The sequence below is a fragment of the Frankia sp. R43 genome, from assembly GCF_001306465.1.
Taxonomy (GTDB): domain Bacteria; phylum Actinomycetota; class Actinomycetes; order Frankiales; family Frankiaceae; genus Parafrankia; species Parafrankia irregularis.
Genome location: NZ_LFCW01000022.1, coordinates 1 through 11,673, shown reverse-complemented (window position 1 = coordinate 11,673; position 11,673 = coordinate 1). Strand labels below are relative to the sequence as shown.

General features: G+C 68.0%; 13 protein-coding genes and 3 pseudogenes. 10 read left to right on the top strand and 6 right to left on the bottom strand.

The features are described from left to right. From ACG83_RS45710 to ACG83_RS41280, 9 genes and pseudogenes are all read left to right on the top strand, one after another. Nucleotides 1–184, top strand: a pseudogene (locus tag ACG83_RS45710) (hypothetical protein); the annotation flags it as partial. 47 nt (nucleotides 185–231) lie between these two features. Continuing rightward, nucleotides 232–651 (top strand): hypothetical protein, encoded by a 420-nt coding sequence (locus ACG83_RS46380; protein WP_054571695.1) that lies wholly within the window; start codon nucleotides 232–234, stop codon nucleotides 649–651. 57 nt (nucleotides 652–708) lie between these two features. Next, on the top strand, nucleotides 709–1,125 hold the full coding sequence (locus tag ACG83_RS41310; protein WP_063793387.1) for a hypothetical protein: 417 nt from the start codon (nucleotides 709–711) through the stop codon (nucleotides 1,123–1,125). 17 nt (nucleotides 1,126–1,142) lie between these two features. Further along, nucleotides 1,143–1,463: a hypothetical protein gene (locus tag ACG83_RS41305; protein WP_054571694.1), complete on the top strand. Its 321-nt coding sequence runs from the start codon at nucleotides 1,143–1,145 to the stop codon at nucleotides 1,461–1,463. 66 nt (nucleotides 1,464–1,529) lie between these two features. Next, complete coding sequence (locus tag ACG83_RS41300) at nucleotides 1,530–2,018, top strand: DUF3846 domain-containing protein (protein WP_054571693.1); 489 nt, start codon at nucleotides 1,530–1,532, stop codon at nucleotides 2,016–2,018. A 399-nt stretch (nucleotides 2,019–2,417) separates the two neighbouring features. After that, on the top strand, nucleotides 2,418–2,933 hold the full coding sequence (locus ACG83_RS41295) for a transcriptional regulator (protein WP_054571692.1): 516 nt from the start codon (nucleotides 2,418–2,420) through the stop codon (nucleotides 2,931–2,933). Nucleotides 2,934–3,825: 892 nt separating this feature from the next. Continuing rightward, a complete protein-coding gene (locus ACG83_RS41290) occupies nucleotides 3,826–4,386 on the top strand; it encodes a hypothetical protein (protein ID WP_054571691.1) in 561 nt (186 codons plus the stop codon). A 64-nt stretch (nucleotides 4,387–4,450) separates the two neighbouring features. Beyond that, entirely contained in the window at nucleotides 4,451–4,933 is a 483-nt protein-coding gene (locus tag ACG83_RS41285; protein WP_054571690.1) for a hypothetical protein, read from the top strand. Nucleotides 4,934–5,343: 410 nt separating this feature from the next. After that, nucleotides 5,344–5,667 (top strand): annotated as a pseudogene (locus ACG83_RS41280) (SDR family oxidoreductase); the annotation flags it as partial. A gap of 131 nt (nucleotides 5,668–5,798) precedes the next feature. Here the strand turns inward: ACG83_RS41280 and ACG83_RS48340 are convergent. The 3 genes from ACG83_RS48340 to ACG83_RS41270 form a co-directional block, all read right to left on the bottom strand. After that, nucleotides 5,799–6,155, bottom strand: a complete 357-nt coding sequence (locus ACG83_RS48340) for an LmeA family phospholipid-binding protein (protein ID WP_152991677.1) — start codon at nucleotides 6,153–6,155, stop codon at nucleotides 5,799–5,801. A gap of 24 nt (nucleotides 6,156–6,179) precedes the next feature. Next, nucleotides 6,180–6,554, bottom strand: a complete 375-nt coding sequence (locus ACG83_RS48335) for a DUF2993 domain-containing protein (RefSeq protein ID WP_054571689.1) — start codon at nucleotides 6,552–6,554, stop codon at nucleotides 6,180–6,182. 557 nt (nucleotides 6,555–7,111) lie between these two features. After that, a complete protein-coding gene (locus ACG83_RS41270) occupies nucleotides 7,112–8,302 on the bottom strand; it encodes an alpha/beta hydrolase (protein WP_054571688.1) in 1,191 nt (396 codons plus the stop codon). A 270-nt stretch (nucleotides 8,303–8,572) separates the two neighbouring features. On the opposite strand from ACG83_RS41270, the gene ACG83_RS41265 reads away from it, so the two are divergent. Then, nucleotides 8,573–9,013: a hypothetical protein gene (locus ACG83_RS41265; RefSeq protein WP_152991676.1), complete on the top strand. Its 441-nt coding sequence runs from the start codon at nucleotides 8,573–8,575 to the stop codon at nucleotides 9,011–9,013. Between the two features lie 92 nt (nucleotides 9,014–9,105). On the opposite strand, the gene ACG83_RS41260 is transcribed toward ACG83_RS41265, so the two are convergent. From ACG83_RS41260 to ACG83_RS41250, 3 genes and pseudogenes are all read right to left on the bottom strand, one after another. Then, on the bottom strand, nucleotides 9,106–10,062 hold the full coding sequence (locus ACG83_RS41260) for a bifunctional lytic transglycosylase/C40 family peptidase (RefSeq protein WP_235498531.1): 957 nt from the start codon (nucleotides 10,060–10,062) through the stop codon (nucleotides 9,106–9,108). A 39-nt stretch (nucleotides 10,063–10,101) separates the two neighbouring features. Further along, nucleotides 10,102–11,118 (bottom strand): replication-relaxation family protein, encoded by a 1,017-nt coding sequence (locus ACG83_RS41255; RefSeq protein WP_054571686.1) that lies wholly within the window; start codon nucleotides 11,116–11,118, stop codon nucleotides 10,102–10,104. A 16-nt stretch (nucleotides 11,119–11,134) separates the two neighbouring features. Continuing rightward, nucleotides 11,135–11,673 (bottom strand): annotated as a pseudogene (locus ACG83_RS41250) (type IV secretory system conjugative DNA transfer family protein); the annotation flags it as partial.

Sequence of the window (11,673 nt, the reverse complement as noted above, 5' to 3'; positions counted from 1 at the left end):
GATCATCTGGGATCTCGGACCGCAGGTTCTGATCGGCCACGGCGACGTCCTGGCCGACGACTGGCAGGCCCGCGCCCTCGGCGAGCGCGCGGAAGCTCTCGCGCTCGCCCGCGACGTCCACCAGGCCACACGTGCGCTCACCCTGCTCCGCCACCTCGATCGGACAGACAGCGACCTGCCATGACCTCATCCGGGCCGCCACGCCCGGAATCCCACGATTGGACCCTTCCGATGTCCTCGGAGCCGCTCGTGTCGGTCCGCCATCCCCAGCCCGACACCATCCATGTGACCATCCGGCCGGGTGCGGACGGCGCCACGATCGGCGCCGTCCTCGCCGACCTGCCCGACGGGGCCTTCTACCTCGACCACCACGGCGACCCCACCCACGTCACCCTGATCTTCCGGCTGCCCCCGGGCCCGCCGGCCGTGGCGGTCGCGCCCGATGGCTGGACTCCGAGTGTGAACGGTCACCGGCGCGCCGTCGACGACGCCGCGCAGGCCGTCCACACCGTCACCGCCGGGCTTCTGCTCGGTGCCTACGACCGCGACATTCTGCGCCCGCCGCTGGACCGCACGCGGCCCACCGTGCTCACCGTCGTGCGCCTCGTCCGCGTCCGGGCCGACGCCCTGAGTCGACGCACCCGCCACTGACCGGCCCATCCCGAAGCCGCACACCGCCCCCTCACCGTGCCTTCCCTGGAGGTTGTCATGCCCGACATGTCTGTCAGCTTCGGCACCGTCGAGGTGTTCGAGGCACTCCCGCCGCACCCGATGGCCAGTTGGGAACCCGGCAACGTCCACCTCCCGCTGCGGATCAGTGTCTGCCTCGACGAGGCCGGAAGCCTGCTGATCCACATCGACACCGCCGTGACCCTCGACCACGCCGAGGACGCCCCGCCGTTTGAGATCTACGTCGATGGCGGCCACGTCTACGACGACCGGACCGGGGCCGAACGGACCGACTGCGCCAACTCCACCCACGGCCACCCCGTCCCCTGGCGCGTCGCCGCGGAAGGATCTGCCCCGCTCCACGACGGTCATGCGCAGACCGCGGCATCGCGTGACCTTCAGGAACCCGCGGCGGCGAACGTGGCCGAGCGGCCTGACATGACCGGCGCACCCTGATCATCCGAAGGCCACCGATGTCGACCCAGCCCGCTCCGACGTGCCCTGGATGCGACGCGCTTCCGGGCCGGCGCCACCACCCCGACTGCGACATCGCCCGCTGCCGCCAGACCGGGCTGCAACGCGCCGGCTGCGACCAGCCGCATGACCACGGCGATGACCCATGGACCGGCGCCTACCCCGGCGAGGCCGAGTGCCGGGCGTTCGGCTGGATGCTGCCCGCCCCGTTCCAGGAGTTTCCCGACCTCAACCGCCTCTACGGCGAAGCCGTCTGGGACCCGCAGACCGGCCAGTGGACCCGACCCCCCACACCCACCAGCCCCAGCGACCAGCAGTGAGCCCCTCCGAGCACGGGGCAGGGTAGCGGTCGCCTTCCCGGAAAGCACCCGACAATGATCAAAATAGTGCTGGTGCCGGCGGACCCGTTGCTGCCGGTCCGCCCGGTCGACCATGACGAAACCAGCCTGCGCGCCGCGCAGGCCCTCGTGGGCGGACCGATCGAACCGATCGGCCTCACCCGGCCCGCGGCGACGCTGTACGTCAACCAGAACGGCAAGCCCGATGGGCTGCCACGCAATGGCCGTGCCACCCTGCTGACCTGGGTCCATGTCCAACAGCTACGCGGCCAGGACGTGATCGTCGGGGATGCCTACCTGGCCGGCCCGGAACGCCGGGGCCTCGACACCGACACTCCCGCCGCTCTCCTCGCGGTCCTGACCGGCACCGCCGTGCAGGTGCAGACGCGGTCGCGCCGCCGTCGCAGGTGGATGACGCTGCCGAGCACTGTGGGCATGGTCTACGACGAACCGTTCGACGCCTACGCCACCGCTCTGCTCGCCCTCGATGACCAGGACATCCTCGACGTCCGGGTCATCCCCACCGGCCAGACCTAAATCCGCGACGGCGCAGGATCGACAACGACGATCCAGGCTCGACGGCGGCACCGTCAGCGACTCCGCCTGACGGTCGTACTCGCTGAACGCCCGTTTCGGTGATCTGTAAGCCGAGCTGCCGGCAAGCCCGCGTCGCCGGGCCGAGCCCGTCATCGGCCCGCCCGGGCAGCCGGCCCGAGCGCACACGTCGGGATTCGGCACAGCCGCATCCCACAGGCCCCGCGAGCTGCCGCTCGGCCCGCACCGCTGGTCCTAGTCGGGGCCAGCACCCTGATCGCTCGCTGCGTGGGCTCGTGTCGCACACAACCCGCCTCGGACCCCACCCCTCGAGGGAAGCGCACCTCGATCGCCGCTCTCTGCGCTGCCCCGTCCCCAATCGCCCATCCACCAGGAGGAAGAATGACCACGACCAGTGAGAACCGCGCCTACGCCCGCGAGGTGGGCGCCCGCCTACGCGCCATCCGCACCCAGCAGGGCCGTTCCCTCCAGCAGGTCGAAACCCTCTCCCTCGGCCGGTGGAAGACCTCAGCGGTCGGCTCCTACGAACGCGGCGACCGCATGGTGAACATCGAGAACCTTGCCGCCCTCGCCGCGTTCTACGGCGTCCCCGTGGCCGAGCTCCTGCCCAGCGCACGACCCGACCCGCTCCCGCCGCGCACCGCCCGCATCGTGCTCAACCTGCCCGCCCTGGCCAGCGTGCCCACCGAGGACACCGGGCCGCTACGCCGCTGGGTCGCCGAGATCCAGCGGGAACGCGACGACTACGCGGGCCGGGTCCTCTCGATCCGCGCAGGAGATCTGCGCACCCTCGCCATCCTCTACGACCGCACCCCCGACGAGCTGATCGACATGCTCCGGCAGTGGAAGGCGCTCGACCCCACCAGCGACGTCGGGACCGCCTCGGGCACCGCCTGATCCACCCACGCCGGCAAGGCCATCGGGCTGGTCGGGACGGCACGAGCGCGGAACCTCCCCCGTGCTGCGGTGTGGCGGACAGTCCGCCGCACCGCAGCACGGCCAGGCACGAGATTGCGCTCGACGACCTTCAGCGCCGCCATGAACCGGCGGATCGTCGAGCATCCCCGGCCGGGCGAGACGCGGCGAGGTTTCCCGCCACGTCCATCCCAAGGACCGCGAGGCCGCCCACGTCGGGGTGCACTTCCGCGAGGACCTGCTTCCCTTCCGAATCTTGCTCTCAGGAAAGAGAGATGCTTGCTATGCGTGAATTCATCGCTTGCCGCGGCGCCGACGACGCATGGCTGTGCCGGTGCGACAACACTCCAGACAAAGAAGGATTCGTTCCGGTCGCCGGACGCCGTGAAGTCGCATCGACCTCGGCCCGGTGGCATGGCCACTATTGCTGTGTCCGCTGCGGCCGGATCGTCCGCTGGCCAACTCGGCAGATCATCGGCCATCTTGACCTCGCTGATCTCAGGCTACGAAACCGCGCCCCGCAAGCGCGTGGGCCAGGCTGGCTGCGCCATGCCGCAGGAATGAAAGACAATCACGGGATACGAGCAGAACAGCCGCACGATCCACGCCGCCGTCCCCTGCGGCTCCGACGGAGGGCTACGTCTGGCGGATCGGTTGTGACGAAGGTCGACGACGGCCGACACGTCACCGACCTCGGACGCGAAGGCAGGGTGACCACCGCAACACCAGTAGAAGCCCGTGACACGCGCAGATTGGGTCCGGCCAGGCCGCGCGGGTGACGGCCCCTCCCGCAGACAGGCCACCACCCGCCGGACCAGACTGGAACCATCCGATCCCTGCCACGACAGCCGACCCGACCGAAGAGGACGCCGCGGTGAACATCGAGTCCCACATCCTGCTGGACACGACCATCGGCGAACTCCAAGACGCGCTACGGGCCGGCGACCAACCCGCCCTCGCGGTCTTGGAAGGCCAACCCACCCGCAAGCACCACTTCGCCGACTACCTGCGCGACCCCGCCAAAGCCGTCGCGTACGAGCAGCAGCTGGCCCGCGAGGTCGCCGGCATCGACCTCGAACGGCTGATCATCGCCGTGCCGATGATCGTCACTCCGCGTCCGCTCGTGGGTGAGGACTCGGTACTCCTGCGCTCGCCCTTCACCGGCCCACTGCGCGACGACCTCAACGAATACGACGTGATCGCCTACACGCTCTTCGACGTCGAGGAGGGCGTCACGACCGGGACGGCGCTCTACACCCGCAATCCCGATGGCACCTACACCTTCGGTCTTGACGGCGACGAGACGTTCACTGTGACTACTCCGATAGGCCCGTCGCGGAAGTTTCCCGGGATGGCGCTGCTGCGCGAGATCCTCGACGAGACCCTGCACCTGCGCGCCGACCTGCGCCGAGAAGGCGGCCCGGAGCCGCGCTGAGGCACCCGCCCCTGGCCCGCTCCCAGGCCGCCGGCCCCTGCCCCAGACCCGAAGGACATCCGCCATGAACGACGACACCTGGACGCTGGTCACCGACGTCGTCGGCCGTGTCCAACGCGCGATCGGCGTCAAAGACGCACCCGCAATTGTCATCCTCGACGGCGACCGCCGCCAGATCCTGTCCGACTACGACTACCTGCGTGACCAGGACGCCACCGTCGCGTTCGAGCACCAGGCCGCCGAGCACGCCCGTGCCCTGAACCTGCGCCGGTTCGCCTTCGCTGTCCCCCAGGTCATCATCGAGACCGAACCCGGCATCTTCAGTGCCAGGGCGGTCTCCAACCATCCGCTACGCCCCGGCGAGCAGGAGACGATCGCCTGGACCGCATACGACACCACCGACGGCGCCGACTTCGGCTTCGCTCCCTACACCCGCCGCCCCAACGGACGGCCCGTCTTCGACGAGCCGGAGATCTTCGACGTGCCGATGCGGGCCGACGACCGCATGCCCGGCGTCCGCCTCCTGCGCCAGCTCACCGACAGCTGAGCACCCTGCCCACCGGCCGACACACGCCCGCGCCACGAACCGCTTCGGCCACGGGTCCGCAGCGTCCGGTGTCCTACATGCACGCGCCGCTTTTCATTGATCTGCCCCACGGAACAGATCAATGACACCATCCGCGAGAAGTGGCCATGTCGGTGAGAACCTACGAAATTGTAGTTCTCATCACCTATGTCCCACTGGGGTGGCGCGACCAGGAGATCTGCGGTCTTCTCACCGATCTGTCCCGGAGCGCTCTCTCACCGATCTGTCACTTCCTCGGACTCGTCATGATCACAACACCGAGCGGGAGCCAGCGGCCTTCGTAGGGGCGCGCACCTGCGCGGAAGCAAAGTTGTCGCCACGGCTCTTCGCCGACCAGGATCGGTGGGATCGCAGTGCGGCAGCGCTGCCCCAGCATGGCCGGCAAGGACGGCAATCTCAACCTCGCGCCGTATTCCGCCTCCAAGGCCGCTATGATCGGCCTGACGAAGTCGGCGGGTAAAGAGCTCGCCACCACTGGAGTCCTGGTCAACGCCATCGCGCCTGCGGTGATAGCCACGCCCATGAACGCGACCACGGCGCCGGAGGTGCTCGCACGCATCACCAGCCTGATCCCCATGAAGAGGATCGGCCGCCCCGAGGAGGTCGCCGAACTCGTGTCCTTTCTCGCCTCGGCTCGCGTCAGCTTCTCCACCAGCGCGGCCTACGACATCAGTGGAGGCCGTGCCACCTATTGAGGTATGAGAGCAGGGGTTCCCTGCGGGTTGCCCACCATCGTGGTGAATTCGAGCCAGGCTGCGAGGTGAGTAGCGCCAGCCGTTACCAGGGGCTGGGTGCCACTCTCGCATGCCCGCGACGGTGACCGTGGTCAGGGTGTGGCGTTCTCGGTAGCGGGGCAGTCCCGCTCCGTCTGGTGGCTTGTGTCAGCCGTGGTTGTTATGTTCCGCGCTTCCCCGGTGATCACCATCCCGGCGGTGTTCGTCGACACCGACGCAATTCTGACATCAAACGGCAGGTTGCCTATCGGGATTGGAATGGGGGGAAGGAGGTTTCCTAGGGGAATGGGTAGGTCGAGGTCGATCGCGCCGCTGAGCGACAGATGGGACGGCACAAGCCGGACTTTGTTGTCGCGGATCTCGAAAGATGTGACTCCGGTCACCTGCTGGGGGCCCAAAAAGGGAAGATCTGTCGCTGCGGAGATCGTCAGGAGTTTCCCGCCGTCCACGGCATGGACCGATACGTGACCAGTCTACCCAGCGAGGTATTCGTTTAGATCGCTGTAAAGAATTTCGACCCTGGCTCGCACGGAGTCGATGGAGATCTTCGCTTCTCCACCGGTCACGATGCTGCGGATCGGGATACGGAGCCCGTCGGCGCTCAGGTCCAGCACGGCGATCCTGGGCCCCGGGGTCGACAGACCCTCGATGGCAAGGCTGATGCCCTTGAAATTCCCTAGAAGAACCTGAGTGAGGAAAGGAAAGCCGTCAATGTCGATATCTGTGACGGTCGGCGGCGGTGCGCCACAGTCCAAGGCGTCCGCGACGCCGCTTTCGAGTAGTTCGGCGATCTGCTTCCTGGTGAGAGCCACCGCGAAACGGTCGGCGATCGGGAAAAGGGCGACCAATACGAGGGCGATGAGCGCGGACTTCTGGCGGCGGGAGGGACGTCGCCGCCGCAGTTGGGAAGGCGGTACCTCCGCGTGACGTCCGCTGGCCGGGAGAAGATCTCGATCGTCTCTCGAGACATAGTCCTCGCCGCCCGACGGCGGCTTGGGGCCGGCATTCGGAATGGTGTCTCGCTCTCTACCTTGCCGCGACCGGCTGACCGACGTCCGGGAAAGGCGTCACTCCACTGTGATATCGGCCTCATTCCATCCTCTCGTGGGAGGCATCATTGGCCCGTTCGGCAGGATCTGGCGTGGCTCGTCACGCACCATATGGCTCTCGTTGGGGCGCCATCGGGAGCGGCTCCGTCGTCCCCTCGCAAAGAGGGCTCTATGGAGTGGCCAGTACAGATGAGAGGGGTTGACTACCATCAGCTTCAGGTCCGGCTGCGACGTGTAGAAGACCGCCCGCCAGTGACGGGAGGTGGCCTCCAATGCTGCCTTTTTCGTAGCAAACCCTGCTGATCTCGAAACAATCCTATATGTCCGCGGCCTCGGCGGGGCGTGTCACTCGCTAATCACTGGTGGGTGGTGAACCAGGCAGTGGTGAGTTCGGCAATCGCTCTGCCACCTGCGCCGCTGAGGCCGATAAGATGTCCGGTCCAAGGGACGCCGACCGCACGCACCTCCACTCCAAGGGCGCGCGCGCGTTGCGCATAGGAAAGGGAGGCTTGGGCGGGCACAAGCCAGTCATTTTCACCATAGACCAGGAGGGTGGGCGGTGAGGCGGCCGTGAGAGTGCCTGTGGAATTGATGGCAGCATACCTGTCGGGCACAGTTTCGGGGGTACCGCCTGTATATGCCTCGGCGAGACTGCGCGCGAGGCCGCCACTGATGGCGTACGGGATGCCCTCGGCGAAGCCCGGGTCGGTCGCTGGGATGTTGACTGCGACCGCAGTGACCTCCGGCAAAGGGCCGCAGTCGGCGCCGCGGTCCTCGCCGGCGGCGACAAGGTTCGCGGCCAGTGTGGCGAGGTTTCCCCCCGCGGAGCTGCCGGTGACGTAGAATTGATGAGTATCGCCTCCATATTCGTCAGCGAAGTTGTTCACGGTAGCCAGGGCACAGATGATCTCCCTGGGTGCGATATCCCAGGTGGCCGTTTGGCTGGTGGCGAGGCTGTAGGTGGGGGTGAACACGAGGAACCCCTGATCGGTGAGGTAGCGCGCGAACTTGGTGTCGCTGACCTCGTTGCCAGAGGTGAACCCGCCGCCGTGGATATGCACGACGACGGGTGCAGGCACACCGGAGGCGGCGGGTCGGTAGACGCCCATGCGGATCGAGCGCCCGTAGACGGGTCCGTATTCGATGGTCTTGTCCGGCCCCTTCCCGCCGTTCAGGAACGGGCCGAAGAAGTCCCCGAACTGCGCCTGCACACCCGCCTCGTCGAGCGCGGCACTTTGGTCGGCGATGAAAATCCCGCCGGACACGGCGGATACCGCGCAGATCACGACTGCGGCGATGAGCGCTTTCGACCGGTGAAGGAGCCAAGCGCCCGTGCCGGCGACGACTCCGAGGATGGCGAGGACGATCAGCCAGCCCGGTATGTATCCACCGAGCGAGCCGACCAGCCCGATCCCCGGCGCCTGCCACACGAACGTTCCGACGGTCAGCAGGAGCGTCAGTCCCGCGAGCGTCCAACAGGCCGCGACCAGAACCCGCCGATACCAGCGGCGTGCGTGTGATCGAGATACGGCGTTCTCCGTGGTCACTGTCGGCCTCTCCTGTCGGGATCCTGCGTAAGCCGTCCATCGCACGGGCTCGATCTCCATCGTAAACCACACAGCTGGACGTTTTTCGCCTCCGAGGCGCAAAACTCGCAATACGGACACGTGAGGAACGGGTCGGTGATGGCTACCGAGCGGGAAGCTGTGACCCTGCAAGAGTCTGCTCGGCCGTCCTTGCGGCCGCGGGTCGGCTCGCTCGTCCTGCCAAATCTGTCAGCCAGCCTCGGTCTGTCCTCCGACCGCGTCACGTGGGTGTTGGACCACGCGCCACTCGCCCCCACCACCACGCGCCTTGCGTCCCACGCCCTGGAGCTGCGCGAGCTGCCGGCCGACGCCGAGCCTCTCGAAGCCGTCAGGCTGCTCGATGTGCTGGCCTTCACCGCGGTACGCATCACCGGCCCCGAGGACAGCATTCCCCGGCTGGCAGCGGAGCATCTTGCGCTCCTTGCAGCGGTGGGTGCGGAAGCGGCTTACGAGGACATCATCGCGGGCAGGCGCCCGATACTCGACACGATCCGCGACGCGCAGCATGTCGTGGCAGGTATCGCCGACGACGAGGTACGCGAGTCACGGGACCCCGCTGAGTACGCCAAGGACATCGCCGCGGTCCTCGACTACACCTCCCGCAGTGTGTTCGCGCTGGTCGCGCTGGCCACGACCCCGCCACCGCGAAGGTGCCGATGGCACAGGCGCTGACCGGGGCCGCTACGGCGAACTGTTCCACTACAACGCCAACATCAGAGATTATCCTCGCCGACGGCGAGTCTGGAAAGACCACAGACCCTCCACTATCGTGCGAGCCGGGACGCGCCCGCGTAGTCCGAGAAACCACTGAAATCCCGCTCCGTGACCGTCCTTCTAAAATCAGGCGCATCGACCATCATGGTCCCTCCCAACGAGATTCCGACGTGATGGATGTCGCCTGGGGTCCCGAAGAACACCAGGTCACCGGGCTGCAATGGCATTCCAGACGGCAGAAGCGGGCTGGCATCGTACTGCGTCTGGGCTGTCCTCGGAATCTGGATACCGACTGCGGCGTATGCCGCGTGAGTCAACCCTGAACAGTCGAACCCGGGATCGCCGTTGCCGCCCCACACGTACGGCTTACCGATCTGCGCACAGGCGTACGCGACCGCCGTCAGCGCCGCACTGCTGAAACCATCGGAACCTGACTGAACTGTCGACTGAACAAGCTGGCACTCTACTGAATAGCTCGACGTCGGTTCAGAGTACTCGGTGGCCTGGGTAACGACCTGAGCGACGTAGGCGTCCGAATGGTTGTAGGCCCACAGAGCGCCGGTCATATCGGCTCCGACGTGATTGTCGCAGAGGTAGGACGCTGCGGCGTAGACGGCGTCCTGGGCGTTGTAGAGCGACGGTGGGTTCGCGCCGCCGGCCGGTAGCGAGTGGCGGGCGACGACCTCGGCGAACGTTCCGGCGAGGAACTGCATGGGCCCGCCGGCGCCGGCGCTGTTAGTGCCGCTGACTACACCCGGCAGCCGACTCCGACCGTGATCGGACTCGACTTTTCCGATGGCGGCGAGGGTCGTCCAGGACAAGCCGGGGCAGGTCGGTGCGGCCTGCATGTAGAGGTTCAGGTAATCGGGCGGGATGTCGTCGAGCGCGCTTTGGCTGGGGCTGCCGCCGCTGGAACAGCCGAGGAACCAGCCGACGACCGGCAGGCATAGGACCCGTTCGGCAATCCCGGCGGCGGCGGCCCCCGTCATCACAATGAGCAGGACCACCGCGGCGAGGGCGGCGGCGAGGTATTTGGTCGTGGCCGCTCACCCCCCGGTCTTGCTGGGGGGCATCGGCGTGGGTGGACGCAGGCCCGGCTCCGCCGTGGTGTCACCCGCGCGGCCGTCTAGCGGGTCGGGGGGTCGTAGTCGGGGCCAGGCGGAGATGAGCTGGTCGAGGGGGAGCCGGTCGCCGCGGGGCTGGGTCAGTGGCAGCCAGCGTGCGAGGGTGGGGTCGAGCTGGGCGTCGGCGAGGGCGAGGGTGGCGGCGGTGGTGGCGATCGGGACCATGTCGGGCTGGTCGAGCCCGGTCAGCGCTGCGGCGAGCACTTGGCGGGCGTTGGTCTCCCGCCCCGCGGTGGGGAACCAGAACAGCACCGGTGTGCTGATCCTTGTCGCCGCGGCGAGCCGCCCATAGTCGCCGATCTTCAGGGCAAGTCTGCCCAGCTGTTCGGTGGCCCAGTCGAGTTCGAGGAACCATTCGATCTCGCCTCGGGCGGTGGTCCAGCGGCCGTAGGCGTCGGGGCGGACGAGGTCCCCGAAAGCCTGCTGGCAGCGGGTCTCTGACCACCAGGCCGTGAGGGTGCCGGGTGGGGTAGGGCGGCGGGCGTGAGCGATCAGGGCGGTGAAAAAGCCATTGACGGCGACGGTGTGCGCCAGGCGCAGGGAGTGGGCGATGGCCATCGCGCGTGGATGGCGGTAGCCGGTGGCCTTGAGCTCGATGCTGTCCTCGGCGGCGAGGACGCTGGCGCCGGCGATGTCGCAGACGTAGTGGGCCGGGGGCTGTCCCTGCCCGATGGGGACCAAAGGCTGGAAGCGGTCGAGGACTCTCCACCGGTAGAGCTCCAGGAGCCGGCGGTTCGCGGCCCGCTGGGTGGACCAGCCGACCTCGACGATCTGGTGGGTGGTCAGTACCCGGTGCTCGTGGGCCAGTCGGGTGATCCACCGGTCGCGGGGGGAGAGGTGGCGGGCGAGGTAGGTGACCAGCGCGGCGTCGGCGACGACCCGGCCGGGCGCACGGGGCGGGATACGCAGGGCACGTTGGGGATGCGGATAGGCGACCATGAGGGCTCCGAGGTGGTCAGCGGGCGGTTCGGCGGGGGTCGGCCGGCGGCGGCGGGGCCGTCGGGTCCGGCGGCGTCGGTGTGGGGGTGGGCGCGCGGCGGCGTAGCTCGCGGCGGATCTGCGCGGCGCGGCCCGGTACCGGGGCGGGTAGCTTCTCGGTGCGCAGCGTGAACGCCGGTGCCTCTTCGCCGCCGACGACGAGGCGGGTGGCGGCGTGGAAGCGGCCGAGGTTGGCCAGGTCATGCTCAGACAGGCGAGGTTCGACGTGGCGGACGAGTCGCTTCGCGTCCGCGGGCGACATCGTGAAGTAGAGCTTGCTGCGGGCGTTCGCGGCGATGCTCTCTTCCAGGTGCCGGGGCAGCTGGGCGAGGTTCTGGTGCGCGAGGGTGATGCCGAGTCGGTAGCCACGGGCGGCGGCGAGCATGTCCTCCAACGCGTACGGAAGCGTGAGGAAGTTGTGGTGAAAGTCGACTCGCGGCGCCCTGCCGGTGTCTCCACCGGTGGGATTCCGCGAGCCGCTTCCCGAACCGGACATGCGCATCTCTACGCATCCGG

What these genes read in the sequence shown, in the direction of transcription:
- ACG83_RS41310 (WP_063793387.1), top strand. Translation starts at nt 709, where the DNA reads ATGCCCGACATGTCTGTCAGCTTCGGCACCGTCGAGGTGTTCGAGGCA.
- ACG83_RS41255 (WP_054571686.1), bottom strand. Translation starts at nt 11,118, where the DNA reads ATGGTCGCCTATCCGCATCCCCAACGTGCCCTGCGTATCCCGCCCCGT.
- ACG83_RS41295 (WP_054571692.1), top strand. Translation starts at nt 2,418, where the DNA reads ATGACCACGACCAGTGAGAACCGCGCCTACGCCCGCGAGGTGGGCGCC.
- ACG83_RS46380 (WP_054571695.1), top strand. Translation starts at nt 232, where the DNA reads ATGTCCTCGGAGCCGCTCGTGTCGGTCCGCCATCCCCAGCCCGACACC.
- ACG83_RS41305 (WP_054571694.1), top strand. Translation starts at nt 1,143, where the DNA reads ATGTCGACCCAGCCCGCTCCGACGTGCCCTGGATGCGACGCGCTTCCG.
- ACG83_RS41285 (WP_054571690.1), top strand. Translation starts at nt 4,451, where the DNA reads ATGAACGACGACACCTGGACGCTGGTCACCGACGTCGTCGGCCGTGTC.